The organism is Streptomyces sp. SID5910, assembly GCF_009862125.1.
Taxonomy (GTDB): Bacteria; Actinomycetota; Actinomycetes; order Streptomycetales; family Streptomycetaceae; genus Streptomyces.
Genome location: NZ_WWHX01000061.1, coordinates 1 through 19,800, shown reverse-complemented (window position 1 = coordinate 19,800; position 19,800 = coordinate 1). Strand labels below are relative to the sequence as shown.

General features: G+C 71.0%; 21 protein-coding genes, 1 tRNA gene and 2 pseudogenes. 15 read left to right on the top strand and 9 right to left on the bottom strand.

Annotation, left to right across the window (positions count from 1 at the left end):
• Positions 1-79: 79 nt before the first annotated feature.
• Entirely contained in the window at positions 80-2,476 is a 2,397-nt protein-coding gene (locus tag GTW67_RS02420) for a D-alanyl-D-alanine carboxypeptidase family protein (RefSeq protein WP_202436720.1), read from the bottom strand.
• A 177-nt stretch (positions 2,477-2,653) separates the two neighbouring features.
• On the opposite strand from GTW67_RS02420, the gene GTW67_RS02415 reads away from it, so the two are divergent.
• From GTW67_RS02415 to GTW67_RS02405, 3 genes are all read left to right on the top strand, one after another.
• Positions 2,654-3,412, top strand: a complete 759-nt coding sequence (locus GTW67_RS02415; RefSeq protein WP_161163128.1) for a GOLPH3/VPS74 family protein — start codon at positions 2,654-2,656, stop codon at positions 3,410-3,412.
• Positions 3,413-3,743: 331 nt separating this feature from the next.
• Positions 3,744-4,601, top strand: a complete 858-nt coding sequence (relB, locus tag GTW67_RS02410) for a type II toxin-antitoxin system RelB family anti-toxin (protein WP_161163127.1) — start codon at positions 3,744-3,746, stop codon at positions 4,599-4,601.
• Between the two features lie 171 nt (positions 4,602-4,772).
• A complete protein-coding gene (locus GTW67_RS02405; RefSeq protein WP_161163126.1) occupies positions 4,773-4,964 on the top strand; it encodes a DUF397 domain-containing protein in 192 nt (63 codons plus the stop codon).
• A gap of 96 nt (positions 4,965-5,060) precedes the next feature.
• Here the strand turns inward: GTW67_RS02405 and GTW67_RS02400 are convergent, their stop codons facing one another.
• The 4 genes from GTW67_RS02400 to GTW67_RS02385 form a co-directional block, all read right to left on the bottom strand.
• Complete coding sequence (locus GTW67_RS02400) at positions 5,061-5,939, bottom strand: MerR family transcriptional regulator (RefSeq protein WP_524539734.1); 879 nt, start codon at positions 5,937-5,939, stop codon at positions 5,061-5,063.
• Between the two features lie 91 nt (positions 5,940-6,030).
• The gene (locus GTW67_RS02395) at positions 6,031-6,552 is read right to left on the bottom strand and encodes a glutathione peroxidase (protein WP_161163124.1); all 522 of its coding nucleotides are present in this window, start codon (positions 6,550-6,552) and stop codon (positions 6,031-6,033) included.
• A gap of 28 nt (positions 6,553-6,580) precedes the next feature.
• The gene (locus tag GTW67_RS02390; protein WP_161163123.1) at positions 6,581-6,919 is read right to left on the bottom strand and encodes a hypothetical protein; all 339 of its coding nucleotides are present in this window, start codon (positions 6,917-6,919) and stop codon (positions 6,581-6,583) included.
• Positions 6,920-7,039: 120 nt separating this feature from the next.
• Positions 7,040-7,192: a hypothetical protein gene (locus GTW67_RS02385; RefSeq protein ID WP_161163122.1), complete on the bottom strand. Its 153-nt coding sequence runs from the start codon at positions 7,190-7,192 to the stop codon at positions 7,040-7,042.
• Positions 7,193-7,220: 28 nt separating this feature from the next.
• Here GTW67_RS02385 and GTW67_RS02380 point away from each other — a divergent pair, with 28 nt between their 5' ends.
• The 5 genes and pseudogenes from GTW67_RS02380 to GTW67_RS37400 all read left to right on the top strand — a co-directional run.
• Positions 7,221-7,742, top strand: a complete 522-nt coding sequence (locus tag GTW67_RS02380) for a toxin-antitoxin system HicB family antitoxin (RefSeq protein WP_161163121.1) — start codon at positions 7,221-7,223, stop codon at positions 7,740-7,742.
• 97 nt (positions 7,743-7,839) lie between these two features.
• The gene (locus tag GTW67_RS02375; RefSeq protein ID WP_161163120.1) at positions 7,840-8,682 is read left to right on the top strand and encodes a DUF4097 family beta strand repeat-containing protein; all 843 of its coding nucleotides are present in this window, start codon (positions 7,840-7,842) and stop codon (positions 8,680-8,682) included.
• 66 nt (positions 8,683-8,748) lie between these two features.
• Positions 8,749-9,741 (top strand): efflux ABC transporter ATPase subunit, DrrA-related, encoded by a 993-nt coding sequence (locus tag GTW67_RS02370; protein ID WP_202436718.1) that lies wholly within the window; start codon positions 8,749-8,751, stop codon positions 9,739-9,741.
• Positions 9,738-10,556, top strand: coding sequence for an ABC transporter permease (locus GTW67_RS02365; protein WP_161163119.1), 819 nt, complete (start codon positions 9,738-9,740; stop codon positions 10,554-10,556). Before GTW67_RS02370 ends, GTW67_RS02365 begins: the two co-directional genes overlap by 4 nt.
• Positions 10,557-10,653: 97 nt before the next feature.
• Positions 10,654-11,145, top strand: a pseudogene (locus GTW67_RS37400) (GtrA domain-containing protein); the annotation flags it as partial.
• On the opposite strand, the gene GTW67_RS02360 reads toward GTW67_RS37400, so the two are convergent.
• Complete coding sequence (locus tag GTW67_RS02360) at positions 11,124-12,023, bottom strand: LysR substrate-binding domain-containing protein (protein WP_161163118.1); 900 nt, start codon at positions 12,021-12,023, stop codon at positions 11,124-11,126. The pseudogene GTW67_RS37400 and the gene GTW67_RS02360 sit on opposite strands and share 22 nt — an antisense overlap.
• Positions 12,024-12,103: 80 nt before the next feature.
• Here GTW67_RS02360 and GTW67_RS02355 point away from each other — a divergent pair, with 80 nt between their 5' ends.
• The 3 genes from GTW67_RS02355 (at position 12,104) to GTW67_RS02345 (ending at position 14,266) form a co-directional block, all read left to right on the top strand.
• Positions 12,104-13,063: an EamA family transporter gene (locus GTW67_RS02355; protein WP_161163117.1), complete on the top strand. Its 960-nt coding sequence runs from the start codon at positions 12,104-12,106 to the stop codon at positions 13,061-13,063.
• Complete coding sequence (locus GTW67_RS02350) at positions 13,060-13,734, top strand: NAD(P)-dependent oxidoreductase (protein ID WP_161163116.1); 675 nt, start codon at positions 13,060-13,062, stop codon at positions 13,732-13,734. The genes GTW67_RS02355 and GTW67_RS02350 overlap by 4 nt, the downstream gene beginning before the upstream one ends.
• 97 nt (positions 13,735-13,831) lie before the next feature.
• Positions 13,832-14,266, top strand: a complete 435-nt coding sequence (locus GTW67_RS02345) for a hypothetical protein (protein WP_161163115.1) — start codon at positions 13,832-13,834, stop codon at positions 14,264-14,266.
• Between the two features lie 37 nt (positions 14,267-14,303).
• On the opposite strand, the gene GTW67_RS02340 is transcribed toward GTW67_RS02345, so the two are convergent.
• Positions 14,304-14,879 carry a hypothetical protein gene (locus tag GTW67_RS02340; RefSeq protein ID WP_161163114.1) on the bottom strand — a complete coding sequence of 192 codons (576 nt, stop codon included), beginning with the start codon at positions 14,877-14,879 and terminating at the stop codon, positions 14,304-14,306.
• Positions 14,880-15,166: 287 nt separating this feature from the next.
• Here GTW67_RS02340 and GTW67_RS02335 point away from each other — a divergent pair, with 287 nt between their 5' ends.
• The 4 genes and pseudogenes from GTW67_RS02335 to GTW67_RS02320 all read left to right on the top strand — a co-directional run bounded on the left by GTW67_RS02335 (position 15,167) and on the right by GTW67_RS02320 (position 18,341).
• A complete protein-coding gene (locus tag GTW67_RS02335) occupies positions 15,167-16,417 on the top strand; it encodes a helix-turn-helix domain-containing protein (protein ID WP_161163113.1) in 1,251 nt (416 codons plus the stop codon).
• Positions 16,418-16,675: 258 nt separating this feature from the next.
• Positions 16,676-17,212, top strand: coding sequence for a hypothetical protein (locus tag GTW67_RS02330; protein WP_161163112.1), 537 nt, complete (start codon positions 16,676-16,678; stop codon positions 17,210-17,212).
• A gap of 506 nt (positions 17,213-17,718) precedes the next feature.
• Positions 17,719-17,931: pseudogene (locus GTW67_RS02325) on the top strand (NUDIX hydrolase); the annotation flags it as partial.
• Positions 17,928-18,341, top strand: coding sequence for an NUDIX domain-containing protein (locus tag GTW67_RS02320; RefSeq protein WP_161163111.1), 414 nt, complete (start codon positions 17,928-17,930; stop codon positions 18,339-18,341). The pseudogene GTW67_RS02325 and the gene GTW67_RS02320, both read left to right, overlap by 4 nt.
• Before the next feature lie 782 nt (positions 18,342-19,123).
• Here the strand turns inward: GTW67_RS02320 and GTW67_RS02315 are convergent.
• Positions 19,124-19,196, bottom strand: a tRNA-Arg gene (locus GTW67_RS02315).
• A gap of 46 nt (positions 19,197-19,242) precedes the next feature.
• Positions 19,243-19,800, bottom strand: a 558-nt coding sequence (locus tag GTW67_RS02310) for an IclR family transcriptional regulator domain-containing protein (protein ID WP_272920452.1), incomplete at its 5' end; no start/stop codon positions are given.

Below are 19,800 nucleotides of genomic sequence, written 5' to 3'. Positions count from 1 at the left end.
CCACGACGGTGCCCCGCGCCCCTGCGGCTCTGCCTGCCCGCGGGGACGCGGGGCACCGTGTCGCGGTCCGGCCCGGCGGTCAGCCGATCCGGGTCAGCTTGTCCGTGAAGGCCGGTTCGACCAGGTCCTGCTGGAGCGCGACGGGCACCTTCACCGCGCCGCTGACCCCGCCGTCGCCCACGGTGAGCGTGCCCACCTTGGTGCCGGCCTTCGCGGTGTGCGGCACCTGGTCCGCCTCGAAGGTCAGCTTCACGGTCAGGCCCGCCCAGCCGACGGCCTTGACGTCCTGCGTGGCCACGACCGGCGTGCGATTGCCGAGGCCGTCGTCCACGTACCCGACGACGGAGCCCTTCTTCAGGAGCGTCGACGACTCCAGGGTGTCCTGCGCGGCCCGGATCAGCTTGTCGCCGGAGTCCAGCGCGGCCGCGAGGATCCCCTGGTCCGCGGTCGCCGGCTGGCGCACCACGGCCCCGACGATGGTCCGGGTCTCGCCGCCGATCTCCTTCTTCGCCGCGAAGACGAGGTTGCCGAGCGCGGAGGTGGTGGTGCCGGTCTTGATGCCGACGACGTCGTTGTGACCGACCAGCTGGTTCCAGTTGCCGTGGTTCTCGCCCTTGTAGTCGTCGTACGACATCATCGCGGCGACCTCGCGGAACGCGGGCTGCTTCATGGCCTCCTTGGCCAGCTTCACCTGGTCCACGGCCGTGCTCACCGTCGTGTTGTTCAGGCCCGACGGGTCGGTGTACGTCGTGTTGGTCATGCCGAGGTCCTTCGCGGCGGCGTTCATCTTCTCCACGAACGCCTTCTCCGACCCCGCGTCCCAGCGGGCCAGCAGCCGCGCCACATTGTTCGCGGACGCGATGAGGATGCTCTCCAGGGCCTCCCGCTGGGAGATCGAGTCGCCCGCCGTGACGTTGACGGTCGACTCCTGGCCCGCCTGCGACTGGTCCTCGGCGGCCTGGTCGATCTTGATCTTCGGGCCGTCGGTGCCGCTCTTGAGCGGGTGGTCGCGCAGGATGACGTACGCGGTCATGACCTTGGCGACGCTCGCGATCGGCACGGGCTTCTGCTCGCCGGACGACCCGAACGAACCGATGCCCTGCACGTCGAGCGCGGCCTGGCCCTTGTCGGGCCACGGGATCTCGGGCTTGCCGCCCTCGAAGGTGAAGCTCTCCTGCGCCGTGAGGTCGAGCGTCGGCTCGGGCAGCGGGCGCATCGCCTGCACCACGCCGAAGACGATCACCAGCAGGATGACCAGCGGGGTCCAGATCTTGACCCGGCGCACGGTCGTCCGCAGCGGGGTCTCCGGGGGCGGCGGGGTGTTCGTCAGCTCCGCCAGCAGGTCCAGCGGCGGCTTCGGCGGCAGCGGCTGCTGCGTGGTCCGCTCGGGCCCGACCTGCGGCACGGCCGCGGTGGCCCCGGCGGCGGCGCGGGGCGCCTCGGCGCCGGGCCTCTCGGGCTGACCGGACCGCGGGGGCTTGCGGGTGGTGGGGTCGTCCGGGTGCCGCAGGGCGACGAACTTGCTGGTGCGCTCGGCCTCGGCCTCGGGCTTGTCGGCGCCCTTCTCGGCCTTCTCGTCCGTCTTTCCGGCGTCGCCCAGCTTCAGCATGGTCGTCGGCTGGTCGACGGAGGGCTTGGCGGGCGGCCGTACGGCCTTGAAGACGGCGGTGGGCTGATCGACGGCACCCTTGCCGGTCCCGGCGTCCTCGTCCGCGCCGGATTCCGGTTCGGCGTCGGCAGGGTCGTCGGCGGGGGCGGCGTCGGTGCGCTCGTCCTCGGGCTCCTCGGGGGCGTCCTCGGGCCCGTCGGAGGCCGCGTCGGCGTCCTTGGCGGGCTTCTCGGCGTCCTGCGCGGGCTTCTCGGGGGACGCGGCGTCCTCCGGTTCGTCCGCGGCCTCGTGCCGGGCGTTGGCGGCGGCCCGCTCGTCGGCGGTCGCGACCCACGCGGCCACGGCGTCACGCAGCCGGCCGTCACCGGACGTCTCGGTCGAGCTGTCCGCGCCGTCCGCCTTGGCGTCGGCGTCGGTCTCGTCCTCAGCGGTCTCGGCGTCGGCAGCGTCGGCCTCAGCCTCGGCCTCGGCGGTGTCGTCCGCCACGGCCTCGGGTTCGGCGTCGGCCCCGGCGTCCGCCTCAGCTCCGGCCTCGGGCTCGGCGTCCGTGTCGGCCGCCTTCCCGGCGTCGCCCTCGGGCGTGCTCTCCGCCTCGCCCTCACCGTCGGCCGACGCCTCCGGCGTCTCCGTTTCGGTCTCCGTCTCGCGGACCGACAGCACCCGGGTGGCCGTGTCCACACCCCCACGGGACGTCGCGGACGCCGACGCCGCGGCGTCCCGCGCCACCGCCAGCCGCGGATCACGCGTCTCGCTCGCCTCGGTCCTGGCTTCGGGAACCGGACCCGCGCTCCCCGACGTCGGTTCTTCCGACGACTCGCGCTGCTTCGACCTGTCGGGGGACTCGCCCGCCACCGATGCCTCCTCCATGCGCCGCACGTCCTGTGTGCGCTACCGAACCATGTACCAGTGTCCTGTGTACGGGTAGAACCCACGCGGTAGACGAGAACGACATACCTACTGGTTCCACTACGAACCGGTCACGCACCCTCGACAGACCAATGTGAGAGGGGTCACCCTGTCTGTCATCCACGCGGGGAGGCATGGATGGGCAGGAGCCGCAGAACACTTCCGGAGGAGCTTCTGCTGCTGGCGCTGGACCCGACCACGGGTACCACCGCACAGCCGCAGTCGCTCGACCTCGGTCTGGCCGGAGCACAGCTGGTGGAGCTGGCGCTGGCCGGACGGATAGCCCCAGACGGGGATCGTATCGCCGTGGTGGCCCCACGGCCGACTGGAGATCCAACACTGGACTGCGCGTTGGAGCTGCTGCGAAGGCGTGGCGCTCCCGTACGGGCGGTCAACTGGATTGGCGGACCCCGCCTGGGGCTGCGCCAGACCTACCTTTCGCATCTGGAGCGCTGCGGCATGGTGCATGCCGTGGAGGGCCAGATGTGCGGGGTGCTGCCGACGACTCGCTACCAGGCGACGGACACGGCGATCAGCCGGGAGATCAAGGCCCGGCTGGACTCGGCGATCCGCACCGGCGTACCGCCGGACCCGCGGACCGCGGCGCTCGCCGCGCTGGCCCACGCGGTCGGACTCGGCAAGCACCTCTACCCGGGCAACGAAGGACGCTCGTCGCGGTCCCGCCTGCGGGACCTCATCCGGCACGACCCCATGGGCGGCCTGGTGGCGCACGCGGTGATGGACGTCCAGAACGGTGCGGCGGCCCAGCCGCGCCGCAACCCGGCACCGGCCGGCCGGCAGGCCGCCGGACCGGGGGCGAGGCCCGCCCCGGAACCCGCCCACGGTGTTCCGGCGCAACCACGCCACGGATCCATGGCACGCGCCGTGGTCCACTGAGCCGCACCCAGGCAGCATCCGCAGCACCGCACGCACCCAGGCACCACCGCACGACCGCATCACGTACCGCCGCACCGACAGTCCCCGAGACCCGGTAACGGGAGCCGCGGGTCCGCGCGGGGCGACGGGACCGGCCGCACGTCCGGCACACCCGGACGAGGCCGGACCCGCCGCCCCGCGCGGCCATGTGTGCGGGTGGGTCCCCGAACCGGCGTGTACGCGGCGCATATCGACCGTTTCCCAGCGGTAGAAAGCACCTTGGTGGCAGTCTGCTCAACAGCAGATACGCAAAGTGGCACGTATGAGTCACGCAGCCGGAGGTGCACGTCCCGTGGCGTCCAATGTCAATCCCACCGTCAGGCGGCGTCGGCTGGGCCAGGAGCTGCGCCGGCTCCGCGAGGTCAAGGGCATGACGGCCGAGGAGGTGGCGGAGCGGCTGCTGGTCTCCCAGTCGAAGATCAGCCGCCTGGAGAACGGCCGGCGCAGCATCAGCCAGCGCGACGTACGCGACCTGTGCGGGGTGTACGAGGTCGAGGACCAGCGGATCGTGGACTCGCTGATGCAGATGGCGAAGGACTCGCGCCAGCAGGGCTGGTGGCACGCCTTCGGCGACATCCCGTACAGCGTCTACATCGGCCTGGAGACCGACGCCGAGTCGCTGCGGACGTACGAACCCCAGATCATCACCGGCCTGTTGCAGACCCGCTCGTACGCGGAGGCGCTGATCCAGGGCGCGTTGCCCGAGACGTCGGTCGCCGACATCGAGAAGCGCGTCCAGGTCCGCATAAGGCGTCAGGAGCGCATCTCCGCCGAGACCAACCCGCTGCGCCTGTGGGTGGTCCTCGACGAGGCGTCGCTGCGCCGCGTGGTCGGCGGCAAGCAGGTGATGCGCGAACAGCTGGAGCACGTCGTCGAGATGTCGCAGTCGCCGCACATCACCGTGCAGGTGCTGCCGTTCGACGTCGGGGCGCACCCCGGCATCAACGGCCAGTACTCCATCCTGGAGTTCGCCGACGCCGCCGACTCCAGCGTCGTGTACATCGAGGGAGTCACCAGCGACCTGTACCTGGAGAAGGCGCAGGACGTGCAGAAGTACACGGTGATGTACGAGCATCTGCGCGCCCAGGCGCTGAACGTCGAGCAGTCCCGTCAGCGCATCGAGGACGTGGCGAAGGAGTACGCGCGCTGAGGGCGGCGGGATGCTACACCCCTGGTGCGTCGTTCTGGAAGAGTCGCCTGGAATATGCCATCCGGTCGGGTGAATGGCCGCTCCGATCGGCGAGGTCTGCGAGTAGCGTCGATCACGCCAAAGATCACACGTCATTGGCGTAAACCGCACTCACTCGCCATCGGAGCAGACATGGCAATTCTTCAGGGCGCCACGGAATCTTGGACCAAGTCCTCCTACTCCGGAGGAAACGGCGCGTGCGTCGAGGTCAAGTCGCCCCTCGTGGCCGCGCTCGCCGTCCGCGACTCCAAGGTCCCCGAGGGCCCGGCCCTGGCCTTCCCCGCCGACGCGTGGAACGCCTTCGTGACCTCGGTCAAGGGCTGACCGCTCCCCGCACGGCCCGACCGGCGCCGCCGGCAGAGCCCTCTCGACCAGTTCGCCGACCTTGCCGAGAGGGCCCTGTTCACTCCGGCGGCACGGTCACCTCACCGGGAATGCCACGTCGCACACCGGGTCCTCCGGTCCGGCCGCCTCCCAGTCGGCGAAGTACACCTCACGGCACGGCCCGTCCACCGTCAGACCCTGTTCGGCGATCCACGCCTCCACCGCCTCGAAGGCCGCCAGGATCTGCGGATGGGCCACCTGGGCCTTGGTGATCCGGGTGAAGGCCAGCCGCCGGGCCGGCTCCACCCGCACCCGCGCCTCCCAGCCGCGCCCGTGCCGTTGCACCCACGCCCGTGCCGCCGCCTCGTCGGCGACCGGCACGCACGACTCGGCCGGGCCGTCGCTCTCCATCGACACCTCGGCGTGATAGGCGACGAACGGCGCCGCCGTCACGCCCCCGCAGCCGCGGGCCGCCTCCTCCAGCCGCCCCAGCGAGGCACCGATCCACGCCGGCAGCTCGCCCGCCAGCGTGTGCCGGGTCTCGGTGATCAGCACCTGCCCGGGCACGTCCACCGTCTCCACCGCGAAGTTCTCGTACACCTCGGAACCCTTTCCCGAAAGCCGTGCACGGAGGTATGCGGCGAGCGTGCGCTGCCCGGCGACCCGGGCCTCCACGTCGGCCCAGTAGGCGCCGAGCAGCCCGGCGGCCTCGGGACCGTCGGCCCGCACCACCTCGGCGACCCGGGCCAGCGGCATGTCCAACTGCCGCAGCAGCGCCACGAGCCGGGCGCGTTCCACCTGGCCGGTGCGGTAGTAGCGGTAGCCAGTGGTCTCGTCCACATGGGCCGGCACCAGCAGGCCCAGGCGGTCGTACAACCGCAGGGCCTTCGCCGACAGCCGGGCCCGCGCGGCGAACGCACCGATGGTGAGCAACTCGTCGTCGCGCGCGTCGTCCACGTCGCCATCCTCCGTCACCGGGCGGCCTGTTCCGCCCGGCGACGACGACGCTCGGCCCTGCCCCAAGGGGAAGGTCAACCGCCGGGTGATGGCCGACCGTCCCGTCCGGTCAGCCGGCGAGGCGCTCCTCGACGGCCGCCACGACCTCGGCCGACTCCGGCTCGGTCTGCGGCGAGAAGCGGGCCGCGACCTTGCCGTCCCGCCCGATCAGGAACTTCTCGAAGTTCCAGCGGACGTCCCCGCTGTGCCCCTCGGCGTCGGCGAAGCCGGTCAGCCGGTCGTACAGCGGGTGCCGGCCCTCCCCGTTGACGTCCACCTTCTCGGTCATCGGGAAGGTCACCCCGTACGTCGCCGAGCAGAACTCGGCGATCTCGTCGGCGCTGCCGGGCTCCTGCCCCATGAACTGGTTGCACGGCACGCCGAGCACGGTGAAGCCCCGCTCCGCGTACCGCTCGTGCAGCCGCTCCAGGCCGGAGTACTGCGGGGTCAGCCCGCACTTGGAGGCCACGTTGACCACCAGCACCACCTGGCCGGCGTACCGGGACAGGTCGGCGGTCCCGCCCTGGAGGGCACCGATCTCGACGTCGAGGGGGAGGCTGTCGTTGTCGCGCGCGTTCTCTGAGGTCGTCATGAGCGGATGCTAGCCCCGCCCCCGACGCTCAGTGGCCGTGGCTGTGCCGGGGCCAGTGGGGGCGGTGCGCGGCCGGACGGCGTTCCGTCGTCTCACCCGCGGTGCCGGTGCCGGCCTCCCCGTCCAGCCGGTGCTTCCTGCCGCGGCGACGCGCCAGCATCGTGCCGCCCAGCAGCATCCACATGCCCAGGCCGAAGATCAGGGTCAGGGCGATACCTCCGAGGAACGCCCCGAGGGTGCTGATCGTGAACGGCTGGCTCCCCAGCAGGGTCACCGTGTAGTCCGGCCCGCCGGACAGGTTGTACGCGATCAGCAGGCCCGTGAAGGCGGCGGCGCCCGCCATGAGCAGAAGACCCAACAGCACCATGGTGCTCACCTCGTCGTGTGGTGGGTGTTCTCCGACCGGGTTACCAGAAGACGAGCGGAGCAACGCGCCCCGGCGGACCGATCCCAGGCAAGTCCTGGCGCGCGATGGCGCCAGGTGACGTCAGGTGGCATCGGGTGACGCCATCTGGTGCCACCGGAAGCCTCTCGGGGTGCCGACGTCACCGCCGTCCAGCGCGTGCCGCCCGGCGTTTCCGCAGGTCAGATAGGTCTCATCGCCCCCGCGCCAGAAGAGGTGCCATAAATGCTTGCGCATGGCGCCATGATGGTGCCATGATGACGTCATGGACCTCACCCCGTATGTCGACACCCTCCGCCGCGAACTCGTGGTGGCCGCCGATGCCGGCGGCGACGAAGCCCGCGAGCTGGCCGAGCGGCTCACGGCCCCCCTGGAGTCGGCGACCCGGTTGACCATGCTCAACGTGCTCTCCGCCGCGATGGACGAGATCACCCGCGAACTCGCCCCCGGCTCGGTCGACGTCCGGCTGCGCGGGCTGGACCCCGACTTCGTCGTGACGCCGCCGCCCACCGACGCCGGTGCGTCCGCCGAGCCGGCGCCCGTACCGGCGGGACCGCCGCCGACCCCGGCCCCGGCGGAGGGCGACGAGGGTGGCACCGCCCGCGTCAATCTGCGGCTGCCCGCCCACCTGAAGGCGCGCGCCGAGGAGGCCGCGAGCCGTGAGGGCCTGTCGGTCAACGCCTGGCTGGTGCGGGCCGTGTCCGCCGCGGTCGAGGGCGGCGGCGCACCGCGCCCGGCGGAGCGGGCCCGCAATGTCGGACAGAGCTTCACCGGCTGGGTGCGCTAGCCGCGCCCACGCCCGCACCGAAGAAGAAGCACAGCACCCCACCCCACCACGTCCCACCAGCGGGGACGCTCCACGGACTCATGAGGACGGTACAGCCATGCCTTCTTTCGACACTCCCGAACCGATCGCGGTGACCGCCCACGTGGGCGCGGGTTCCATCCGCTTCACCGCGGGCGACCGGCCCGACACCGTCGTAGAGGTGCGGCCCGGCGACCCCAAGCGGGACAAGGACGTACGGGCCGCCGAGCAGACCGAGGTCTCCTACGCCAGGGGCGTCCTGACGATCGCCACGAAGGAACGCCGCTTCATCGGGCCCACCGGCGTCGTCGACGTGACGGTGGAACTGCCCACGGGCTCGCGCATCGACACCACCGGCGCCTGGACCCAGGTGCTCGGCGAGGGCCGGCTCGGCGAGGTCCGGGTGAAGACGTCGGGCGGTGACGTCCGCCTGGACACGACCGGCCCGCTCCAGCTGACCGCCTCCCACGGCTCGGTCACCGTGGACCGGGTGGAGGGCGCGGCGGAGATCACCACCAGCTCCGGCAGCGTGCGCGTGGGCCTCGTGGAGGGCTCCGCCGTCCTGAAGAACTCGCACGGCTCCACGACCGTCGGCACCGCGATCGGTGACCTTCGGGTGAGCCACGCCAACGGCGACATCGACGTCACCCGCGCCGAGGGCTCGCTCACCGCCACGACCGCCCACGGCGCGCTGCGGGTGGGTGAGGTGGCCCGCGGCGAGGTGCAGCTGGAGACCTCCTACGGCGCCATCGAGGTCGGCATCCGCGAGGGCACGGCCGCCTGGCTCGACGCGCACTCGGGCGCCGGGCAGGTACGCAACACGCTCACCGCCTCCGACACCCCCGGGCAGGCCGAGGACACCGTCAAGATCCGCGCCCGCACCCGGTACGGCAACATCGACGTCCGCCGCGCCAAGATCTGACCCCGCGAACGCCGGCCCGGTCACCCCACTCTCCTCATTCACCCACCCCTCGAACCGGAGGGCTCCATGCCTTCGTCTGTCATGCCCACGCCCAGGTCGTCGGACGGCCGTCCGTCCCCGGCCGCCGTCTCCGCCGCAGGTCTGCGCAAGTCGTACGGCGACAAGACCGTCCTCGACGGCATCGACCTGCACATTCCGGCCGGTTCCGTCTTCGCGCTGCTCGGCCCGAACGGCGCCGGCAAGACCACCGCCGTGAAGATCCTCTCCACGCTCGTCTCGGCCGACGGCGGGCAGGCCCAGGTCGCGGGCCACGACATCGCCACGTCACCGCACGGCGTGCGGGCGGCGATCGGCGTCACCGGGCAGTTCTCCGCCGTCGACGGCCTGATCACCGGCGAGGAGAACATGCTCCTGATGGCCGACCTGCACCACCTCTCCCGTGCGGAGGGCCGGCGGGTGACCGCCGAGCTGCTCGAACGGTTCGACCTGACCGACGCGGCGAAGAAGCCCGCCTCCACCTACTCCGGCGGCATGAAGCGCCGCCTGGACATCGCGATGACCCTGGTCGGCGACCCGCGGATCATCTTCCTCGACGAGCCGACCACGGGCCTCGACCCGCGCTCCCGGCACAACATGTGGGGCATCATCCGCGAGCTGGTCACGGGCGGGGTGACCGTCTTCCTCACCACGCAGTACCTGGAGGAGGCCGACGAACTCGCCGACCGCATCGCGGTGCTGCACGACGGCAGGATCGCCGCCGAGGGCAGCGCCGAGGAGCTGAAGCGGATCGTCCCCGGCGGACACGTACGACTGCGCTTCTCCGACCCCGCCGCCTACCGCTCCGCCGCCACCGCACTGCGGGAGGCCGCCGGGGACGACGAGGCGCTCACGCTCCAGATCCCCTCGGGCGGCAGCCAGCGCGAACTGCGCACCGTCCTCGACCGGCTGGACTCGGCCGGCATCGAGGCGGACGAGCTGACCGTGCACACCCCCGACCTCGACGACGTGTTCTTCGCCCTGACCGGCGGCACCGACCAGCCCAAGGAGACAGTCCGATGAGCACCCCCCTGACCCCCGCCCGCCCGTCCCGCCTCTCCCTCGCCGTACGCGACTCGTCCACGATGCTGCGCCGCAACCTCCTGCACGCCCGGCGCTACCCGTCCCTCACCCTGAACCTGCTGCTCACGCCGGTCATGCTCCTGCTGCTCTTCGTCTACATCTTCGGCGACGTGATGAGCGCCGGGATCGGCGACGGCGGAGCCGACCGCTCCGAGTACATCGCCTACCTCGTGCCCGGCCTGCTGCTGATGACCATCGGCAGCACCACGATCGGCACCGCGGTGTCCGTCTCGATGGACATGACCGAGGGCATCATCGCCCGCTTCCGCACCATGGCCATCCATCGCGGCTCCGTGCTCATCGGGCACGTCGTCGGCAGCGTGGTGCAGTCGGTCATGAGCGTCGTCCTCGTCGGCGCCGTCGGCGTGGCCATCGGCTTCCGCTCCACGGACGCCACGGCCCTGGAGTGGCTTGCGGCCTTCGGGCTGCTGGTGCTCTTCACCGTGGCGCTCACCTGGATCGCGGTCGGCATGGGCCTGATCAGCCCGAACGCCGAGGCGGCCAGCAACAACGCGCTGCCGCTGATCTTCCTCCCGCTCATCTCCAGCACCTTCGTGCCGGTGGACGCGATGCCGGGCTGGTTCCAGCCGATCGCCGAGTACCAGCCCTTCACCCCGGCCATCGAGACCCTGCGCGGCCTGCTCCTCGGCACGGAGATCGGCCACAACGGCTGGCTGGCGCTCGGCTGGTGCGTGGCCCTGACGGCGCTCGGCTACTTCTGGTCGAAGTCGGTCTTCAACCGCGACCCGCGCTAGCCGGGGCGCGCCAAATAGAGATGCAGGTGGTGCCACGGATGTGCCACCCTGGTGCCATCCCAGAACGAGACGATACGAAGGGAGGGGGGGGCGGACCATGACAGAGCACACCCGACAGCAGCAGCAGCCGGCACCCGGCCCCCTCGCCTCCTTCGCCCGCTTCGTGCTGTGCGGTGGCGGGGTGGGACTCGCGTCGAGCTTCGCCGTGGTGGCACTCGCCGCCTGGCTCCCCTGGGTCCTGGCCAACGCGGCGATCACCGTGCTCTCCACGCTCCTCGCCACCGAGCTGCACGCCCGTTTCACCTTCGGCGCGGGCGGCGGCGCGACCTGGAGCCAGCACACGCAGTCGGCCGGGTCGGCCGCGGCCGCGTACGCGGTGACCTGCGGGGCGATCCTCGCCCTGCACGAGCTGGTGCAGACTCCCGGCGCGGTCCTGGAGCAGGTCGTCTACCTGTCCGCCTCCGCGCTCGCCGGAGTCGCACGGTTCGCCGTCCTGCGCCTGGTCGTCTTCGCCCGGAACCACGCGCGGCCCACGACAGCCGCCCCGCGTGAGGAGGCCGTCTCGCGTCAGGGCGTCGTAGACGCCGCTCCGATCCCGAGGACGCCGAGCATCGCGCGGGTGGCCGGGCTGGGGTTGAAGCGGTTCCACACCAGGTACTCGATGCGATGGGGCCCGTCGACCACCGGGACCAGCGCCAGCTGGGGGTCGTCGGCGGCCCGCGGCCGGATGAACGCCGACGGCAGCAGGGCGACACCGAGGCCACGGGCGATCAGCCGGGTGATCAGCTCCACGACACCGGCCTCGTACGCGACGTCGCGGGCCAGCCCCGCGGCGGCGAACGCCTGATCGGACTGGGCCCGGGCGGGCGTACCGCTCACGAAGTCCACGAAGGTCTCGTCGGCGATCTCCCGCAGTGTGACCCGGGATGCGCCCGCCAGCCGATGCCCCGCCGGCACCACGAGCACATGCTCGTCGCGCGCGAGGACAACGCACTCGACCCCGGCGGGACTCTGGCTCTCCGGCATACCGAGGAAGGCGATGTCCAGCTCGCCGTTCCGCACGGCCGCGGCCAGTTCGTCACTGCGCCCGGAACGGAAGGCGACCTGGACGTCCGGGTGTTGGGCCCGGTACCGCTGCAACAGCTCCGGTACGTCCACGGCGGCCGTCGTCACGATCACACCGACGGCGAGCCGGCCCCGTACCACGCCGGTCGCGGCGGCGGCATCGGCGGCGGCACGGTCGGCGGCGGCCAGGCACTCCCGCGCGCCGGCGACGAACGCCGTGCCGGCCGGCGTCAGTTCGACGCGCCGACTGGACCGTGCGAAGAGCCTCACCCCCAACTCCCGCTCCAGCCCGGCGATCCGATGACTGAGCGACGACTGCACGACGAAGCAGCGCTCGGCGGCGCGGGTGAAGTTACGGGTCTCGGCGACGGCGACGACGTAGCGCATCTGCTGCAAATCCACGCCACGATGATCCTGCTTCATAGCTGCGATGGGAAGCATGTGTTGGACGCATGACGGACGGAGAACTGAGACTCCCTCACATGCGAACAACCACCGCGCGGGCACCTGCACCGCCGAGCATCCCGTACGCGCACCAGGCGGCCACCGTCGCGCTGACCGCACTCGCCCCCGCGTCCTGGGGCACCACGTACGTCGTCACCACGGAACTGCTCCCGCCCGGGCACCCGCTGTTCGCCGGGATGCTGCGGGCCCTGCCGGGCGGGCTGCTCGCGCTGGCGATCACGCGGGTGCTGCCGCGCGGGGACTGGTGGTGGAAGGCGCTGATCCTGGGCGCGCTCAACATCGGTGCTCTGTACCCCCTCCTGTTCGTGACGGCGGAACGGCTCCCCGGAGGCGTGGCCGCGACCCTCGGCGCCGCCCAGCCGCTGATGGTCGCCGGTCTGGCCGTCGCTCTGCTCCACGACCGGCCGACGGCCTGGCGACTGACCTGGAGCGTGCTCGGTGTGGCCGGCGTCGGACTGGTCGTCCTGGGACCGGGGGCCGGGCTGGACGCCGTCGGAGTCGTGGCGGGCCTCGCCGGTACGGCAGGCATGGCCGCGGGAATCGTCCTCACCAAACGGTGGGGGCTGCCCGCGGGAGTCGGCCCCCTGACCCTGACCGGCTGGCAACTGACGGCGGGCGGCCTGCTCCTGCTCCCCCTCACCGCCGCGATCGAGGGAGCACCGCCGAGCATCGACGCGGGCGCGGCGGCCGGATACCTGTGGCTGGGCAGCGTGGGCGGCCTGATCGCGTCCACGCTGTGGTTCCGCGGCCTGGGAAGACTCCCGGTCGGCGCGTCCGCACCACTGGTCCTGCTGTCCCCGCTGGTGGCGGCGGCCATCGGCATCGCGCTGGGCGAGTCACTGAGCGTGCCGCAATCCCTGGGCTTCGCCCTGGCGTTGGCGGCGCTGCTGGCGGCACAACTCCCGGCCGGCGGGACGCGCACCCGACGGCACGACGACGAACACGACGACGAAGGGGAAGAGGGGCGGACGGAATGAAGAAGGACCAGACGACGATCGCGGTACTGGGCGCCACGGGGATGGTGGGCAGCCGTGTGATCACGGAGGGCAGCATCCGCGGCCACGAGATGCTGGCGCTGTCGAGAAAACCGGGGTCCGGAACCCCGAACGCGACACCGATAGCGGTGGACGTGGACGACGCCCCCGCCCTGCGGAAGGCGCTGACGGCCGGGGCGGTGGACGCGGTCGTCGTGACCGTGCGAACGGAGCCGGCCGACGAGGCCTTCCTGGTCGGAGCCACCCGCGGGGTCCTGGACATCGCCGCACAGCTCGACGTCCGCGTCCTGGTGATCGGCGGCGCGGGCGCACTGCGCAGCCCCGGCGCCGTGGACCTGCTGGTCGCCGACAACCCGGAGTACGTACCGGCGGCGTACAAGGCGGTGGCGGCGGCCGGACTGGCTCAACTACGCACCTGCCGGTCCCACGCCCACACGAACTGGACCTATCTGAGCCCACCGGCCCTGCTGGAACCCGGCGCCCGGACGGCCCGCTACCGCCGCGGCACCGACACGTTGCTCGTCGCCGCCGACGGCCGCTCGTGGATCAGCGTCGAGGACCTGGCCGTCGCGGTGCTCGACGAACTGGAGAACCCCGGCCCCGACCAGCACATCACGGTGGTCCACCGTGGTGAGGGCGGCCTGCCGGCGTGAACGACCCGGCGGGTCCTGGGCTCGGTACGGCGTGTGGCAAGGTATGCCGACAGCTCACGCCGGCTGCTTGTACGAGAATCCCGCAGGAGTTACGCACGTGAACGGAAGACGCCGCCGAGCGCTGCTGGCGACGGTCCACCCCATGCTCGAGCCCGGGGAGCAGGTCGAGGTGGCGACCATCGTGAACCTGAGCTCGGTGTCGGTACGCCGGACCGCGGTGTTCGCGGCCGCCTCGGCGATCATGAGCGGTGGCGCGATGGCCGTCGTCCCGGCACCGACGCCCATGTACCTGGTGATGACCGACCGTCGCTTCTTCGTCTTCCGGGCGAACCCGACGTTCGCCCGGCCGGAAGAACACCTGATGACGATCCCGCGCGCGGGCCTGGTGCGCACGGACATCAAGGAACGCGTGCTCAACTCGTCCTTCATCGTCTCGTCACCGGCCGCAGAGCAGGGCCTGAAGATCATCTTCCCTCTGATCGGCCGCAAGGACCGCGACACGATAGCGGCCGCCCTGCCCCTGGCAGCCTGACCGCCGGGTCGGGAACTGCTGAGCGGGGATCGGTCCTTCAGCCGACCGACAGGCTCGTGAAGTGGATCGTGACGCTCTGGGTGCTGTTGCTCTCGACCCTGATGACCCTGGGCTCTTGCAGGGTGAACTGCTTCGTCAGATTGCCCGCGAAGTCCAACTGGTTGAGGGACGCCGACCCGGGCTGGGTCTTGCCGTCGATCAGGTCGGTGAACTGCTGGGACTGCTCGGTACCGCGGGTGACGGTCACCGTGCCCGACTGCGGCTGTTCTCCGGGGATGAGCCGGTAGCCGTCGGAGGGGTCCTGCTCCGTGGGCTGGTCCATCGTCAGTCCGGAGACCTCGGTGAGGGTCTCGGTGCCGCCGTCGACGCTCAGCTGGAACTGCCGGGGGGTGAGGGGCTCGCCCTGCTGGAAGTTCAGCTCACCGCCTTCGGAGCCCTGTGCGCCGGCGCCGGGCGAGCCGGTGGGTGCCTCGGCCGTCCGGGAGGCACTCGGACGCGAAGGACCGGCGTCCGAGGACCCCGAGCCGCACGCGGTCAGCAGCCCCAGGGACAACAGGACGGCGGTGGCCACGCCGGCCGAGCGGCGGCGCGTGCTGGCGGTGAAAGGGGACATGAGGAGACTCCCTGAGATGCCGGTGCTGAGGAGAGATGACGTCGTCCCCACACATCAGGTGAGAACGCTCCGAGCATGCCGGGCACGTCGTCCACGCAGCCACAAACTCCAGACATCTAGGGACACTGGAACACGAAAACGCGCTCTGACCTGGGCAGACGAGGGCGCCCTGGGACGCGGAGCTGGAACGCCATCTGCACCGGGCCTCTACGATCGCCGCTCGGGCCCGGGAAGGCGACGTCGCCCATACCCTGGTAGCAAGTAGCTGGTCAGAGAGGGGCGTTACCGTGCCATCTGAAGCCACCCCTGATCCGTACGCCGACCCGTTGGTGTTCGGGCAACGACTCCAGATCCTGCGTACCCGTCGTGGACTCACCCGTGAGCAACTGGGCGGGCTGACCGGGCGATCCGGTTCCTGGGTGAAGGCTGTCGAGACCGGACGGTTGAAGACGCCGAAGCTGGACGTTGTTCTGCGGCTCGCCGAGGTCCTCCGTGTGCGGGAGCTGTCCGAGCTCACCGGCAGCCAGTCCGTACGGATCGACCTGTTCGCAGGGCCCGGCCATCCTCGTCTTCCCGAGGTGAAGGCGGCAGTGGAGGCATTCCCACTCGGTACGAGCCACGAGGCGCCGCCGGCCTCGCATCTCCGAGCTCGTCTGGCGCGGGCATGGGCTGCCCGTCACTCCGCACCCAATCATCGCGAGGTGCTCGGTGCGCTGCTTCCGCAGTTGATCAGAGACGCGCAGGCAGCCGTGCGCCAGGCCGAGACGGTCGCGGACCGGCGGGTGGCGCAGGCGATCCTCGCCGAGGTGTACAGCCTCAGTCAGTTCTTCGTGGCGTACCAGCCGGATGCCGCCCTGCTCTGGCGCGTCGCCGAGCGTGGTCTGATCGCCGCTCAGGAGTCCGAGGATCCGCACATGATCGGCGTCGCCGCCTGGCTCGCCGGTCAGGCGCACCGCGACTCCGGACCCCACCACTTCGATGCGGCCGACGAAGTGAACCTCCAGACCCTGGCCTACCTCGAACCGCTGCTGTCTGACGCCGGCGACGACGTTCTCGCCATCGCCGGTGCTCTCACCTTCGAGGCCGGCTACACCGCGGCCCGGCGCGGGGACACCGGCACCGCTTGGAGGTACTGGGACAAGGCGCGTGACATGGCGGCCCGGTTGCCCGTGGACTACTACCACCCGGTCACCTCGTTCTCCCGGGCCATCATGGGCGCACACGCCGTCACGGTCGCCGTCGAGCTGCATCAGGGCGGCGAGTCGGTGCGGCAGGTCGCCGCCGCGGACGCCGTCGTCATCCCGTCCCGGCCACGGCGAGCGCGTCACCGTATCGAGGAGGCCCGCGGCTACCAACTCGACGGGCAGCCCGACGTCGCGTTGGCCACCCTGGCCCAGGCACACGAAGCCGCACCGGAGACGATCCGCTACAACGGCTACGCGAAGCGGATCGTGTTGGAAGAGACGGAAGCGAAAAGCCCGGGGCGTCGACGCCGGGCTTCAGAACTGGCGGTGAAACTCGGGATGTTGGCCGCGTGAACGAGGGGGCACAGAGTGTGCCCCTGCCGTGGTCAGCAGGCCCCTACGGCCGCGTCTGTCAGACGCACATCACTACCGTGGAGGCCCGCAGCCATGCCGAGCGAATCTGCGCACCGGACCAGCGCTCAGCCAGTCGTACGGTCAGACGGCACGAAGCCCGAGGTGTTCTCGCCCGCAACCGCAGAGCGTCGACTGACCATCGAGCGTTGGCTCCTGTCCGCTCACAGTTCAGCCGGCCACGCCCGCATGGAGTGGCGGATGTACGGGCTCGCGATGTTGTCCCTCGGCGCCTTGTTCTCCGCCGTCCGTATCCCAGGGCGCCTGGTCCAGGCGGTGGCCGTGAGCACCGATCCGCAGGACATCGACGCCGTACTGGAGGAGGCTCTGCAAGGGGGCCCGGTCATCTGCGACGTACGCGGACCCCGCTACTACGCGCTCGTACCGCCGAGCGTGCCGCGGACGTGGCGTGAGGCCGTGGAGGACTGGCAGAGCCAGGAGGTGGAGTGTCTGGGATCGGGCACCTACCTGGGGGTGCCGGTGCTGGACGCCGTCGATTTCCCGAGACGGGGAAACGGGTCCTACTGGGCAGTACCCATGGCGTCGGCCGGCAGCCTGTGCAGGCCCCTCTCGGTCGCACGCCTGGTCGCCGCCGGAGTGCACGCACTGGACGAAGCCCGCGCGCTGTGGCCCACGGATGCGCCGCTCACACCGCGCCTCGCAAGTGGCACCGCTGTGGCATCCGCCCATGAGAACGGCCCCCCGTTCGGTGTGAACGAGGGGCCGGGACCCTGCTGACCTGCGGCGCAGTCTGTGCCCCCGGCAGGATTCGAACCTGCGACACCCGCTTTAGGAGTGGGATCGACTCCTTGCCGGGGGGTGCTCGGCGCTACTGCATGGTGCTGTTTCCCCTGTTCAGAGCCGCGCAGCAAGCCACTAGATCCGGCTCATGCCGCCCTGTGTCGGGCAGTCCGCTCACGCATCGCTCACGCACCTGAGGTACCTCGGTGTCGTGCTGGTGCATCTCCATCTTGCTGTAGTGGAGTCCGCGGGGCCGGTTCATTCTTGCCGTCTGCCAACGCCTTGCACATGTTGCCGCTCCGGCAACATGTGCAAGCACCCGGGCCGATCGGCAAGAGCACGTCGGGGGGCCCATGGCTGAACGGGGGCGATAGGGGCCGCAGAGCTGGTCAGCGGTCGACCAGATGAAGCTACCGAGCGTACTCGCAAGGTTCCTCACGAGAATCGTCTAGCAGTGACGATCACTTTGCCAAAGGGAGCAGCCAGCATCCCATGGCTGGAGCGCAGTCCGGCAGCACCTCGGGAACCGGCTCCACCCCGCGACCGGCGTTCTGTGCGAGTACTTCCTGTGCGAGTACCTCGCCGGCGAGGCCACGAACAGCGACGCGGCCGAGAACATCGGCGTCATGTGGGTGCCCAGAAACGCGGTGCCCCGCTTCATCCCCGTCGATACGATCTTCACCCCCATCCTGGCCGCACTGGAGGAGCAGACGTGACACAGCAGAACACGGACGAGCGGCCGGGCATCGCTGCTGCCATCGTCGTGCACGAGGGGCGTGTGCTGATGGTGCGCCGCCGGGTCAGCGAGGGCCAGCTCTCCTGGCAGTTCCCGGCTGGAGAGGTCGAGCCCGGTGAGGCTCGCGAGGACGCCGCTGTTCGGGAGACCCAGGAAGAGACGGGACTGACCGTGGCGGCCGTGAAGCTGCTCGGCGAGCGGGTCCACCCGAAGACGGGCCGGCTGATGTCGTACACGGCCTGCGAGGTGCTGGGCGGAACCGCGTACGTCGCGGACACCGAGGAGCTGGCCGAACTGGCTTGGGTCGCCCATGGCGAGATCCCGGAGTACGTGCCGTACGGCCTCTTCGAGCCGGTTCAGCAACACCTGGACGCTGCGCTCCACCACTGACCGCATCGTGTGCGACGCCAGCCTACTGACTGGCCCCGGCCTCTCTGCCGCGTTGAGTGTCAGAGAAGGCCGTAATCGGACCTCTCTCGACACGAAGCGTAAGAAGCCGACAGTAACTGCTGGACGCGAGGAGTGAGTGGGATACCGAGGTCAGCGCGTCAGGAGTCATCGTCGCGGGCGGCTAGGCAACGCCACGGGTGCGGTAGGCAACTGGGGGATGAGGGCCTGCTGACTACTAGCCCCTCCCCTGGTGGTACGTCGCCGGGCGGCTTCGGCACGTGGGTTGGGGGCTGGGTTGCGGCTGGTGTGTTGCATGCGGCCGCGCGCCAGCGCGGCCGCTCCACACTGCGGGCCGCGCTGAACGCCGCGATCGCCCAGCAGCTGATCACCTTCAACCCGGCGGCCCACGTCGAGCTGGAAGCGGGCAAGCGGCCGAAGGCGCTGGTGTGGACGAACGAGCGGATCCTGCCACTGGCAGCGCACCGGCGAGAAGCCGTCGCCAGTGATGGTCTGGACGACCGGAGCACACCGGCCTCCTCCTCGATCACCATCACGGCCGACACCTACACGAGCCTGCTTCCCGAGGTGGACCTGGCGATCGCCGAAGCCGCGGCCCGGCTCGTGCCACGCGCGCAGCGCGTGCGGGATGGTGCTGATCCGTCCGGAGAGAGATCGGGGCCTGGCGCCCCGTCCGCTCACGCAAACGGCCCCGGACGAGACGTCCGAGGCCGAATAGAGCGCCTCCCTGAGGAGAAGCACCAGGTCAGCGGCATAATGCGTTGTGCCCCCGGCAGGATTCGAACCTGCGACACCCGCTTTAGGAGAGCGGTGCTCTATCCCCTGAGCTACGAAGGCTTGCGTGGTGGTACGGCTGTGCCACCGCCGACAGTGTAGCGGGTGGTCAGGTCGGGGGGACGGGGGTGAAGCGGGCCGCTGTGTGGAGGTCTGTCTCGATGTGGGTGGCCGTCTCGCGGAGGGCCGGGAGGATGTCCGTCACGCAGGCCTCCGGGGTTCGGCGGGCCGCGTGCATCGCCACGTTCAGCGCCGCCACCGGTCGGCCCGTGCGGTCGTGGATCGGGACCGCGATCGAGCGCAGGCCGGCTTCCAGTTCCTCGTCGACCAGGGCGTAGCCCTCCGCGAGGTTCGTGAGGAGGACGCGGCCCGAGGAGGTTGCCGGGGCCGGGACGCGGGTGCCCAGCGGGATGCGGGCGCTCATCACGCGGCTCGGGGAGGCCTGGGCCGTGTACTGGATTGCCGTGCCTGAGTCGGAGAGGACCGACAGGGAGGCCGACTCGTTGACTCTGGACGCCAGTGCCGTCAGGTGGGGCTGGGCGATCTCAGGGAGGGTGAGGCGGGACAGGGGTGGGAAGCCGAGGGAGAGGACGCGGGGCGTGAGGGTGTAGGTGCGGTTGGGGGACTGGGCGACCAGGCCCGCGTGTTCGTGGGTGATCAGGGCCAG

Excerpts from the sequence above, each read along its gene's own strand:
- GTW67_RS02355 (WP_161163117.1), top strand. The coding sequence starts at position 12,104 with ATGCGAACAACCACCGCGCGGGCACCTGCACCGCCGAGCATCCCGTAC.
- GTW67_RS02380 (WP_161163121.1), top strand. The coding sequence starts at position 7,221 with ATGGACCTCACCCCGTATGTCGACACCCTCCGCCGCGAACTCGTGGTG.
- GTW67_RS02395 (WP_161163124.1), bottom strand. The coding sequence starts at position 6,552 with ATGACGACCTCAGAGAACGCGCGCGACAACGACAGCCTCCCCCTCGAC.
- GTW67_RS02350 (WP_161163116.1), top strand. The coding sequence starts at position 13,060 with ATGAAGAAGGACCAGACGACGATCGCGGTACTGGGCGCCACGGGGATG.
- GTW67_RS02405 (WP_161163126.1), top strand. The coding sequence starts at position 4,773 with ATGGCAATTCTTCAGGGCGCCACGGAATCTTGGACCAAGTCCTCCTAC.
- GTW67_RS02375 (WP_161163120.1), top strand. The coding sequence starts at position 7,840 with ATGCCTTCTTTCGACACTCCCGAACCGATCGCGGTGACCGCCCACGTG.
- GTW67_RS02420 (WP_202436720.1), bottom strand. The coding sequence starts at position 2,476 with ATGGAGGAGGCATCGGTGGCGGGCGAGTCCCCCGACAGGTCGAAGCAG.
- GTW67_RS02415 (WP_161163128.1), top strand. The coding sequence starts at position 2,654 with ATGGGCAGGAGCCGCAGAACACTTCCGGAGGAGCTTCTGCTGCTGGCG.
- GTW67_RS02370 (WP_202436718.1), top strand. The coding sequence starts at position 8,749 with ATGCCTTCGTCTGTCATGCCCACGCCCAGGTCGTCGGACGGCCGTCCG.
- GTW67_RS02330 (WP_161163112.1), top strand. The coding sequence starts at position 16,676 with ATGTACGGGCTCGCGATGTTGTCCCTCGGCGCCTTGTTCTCCGCCGTC.
- GTW67_RS02340 (WP_161163114.1), bottom strand. The coding sequence starts at position 14,879 with ATGTCCCCTTTCACCGCCAGCACGCGCCGCCGCTCGGCCGGCGTGGCC.
- GTW67_RS02365 (WP_161163119.1), top strand. The coding sequence starts at position 9,738 with ATGAGCACCCCCCTGACCCCCGCCCGCCCGTCCCGCCTCTCCCTCGCC.
- GTW67_RS02385 (WP_161163122.1), bottom strand. The coding sequence starts at position 7,192 with ATGCGCAAGCATTTATGGCACCTCTTCTGGCGCGGGGGCGATGAGACC.
- GTW67_RS02390 (WP_161163123.1), bottom strand. The coding sequence starts at position 6,919 with ATGGTGCTGTTGGGTCTTCTGCTCATGGCGGGCGCCGCCGCCTTCACG.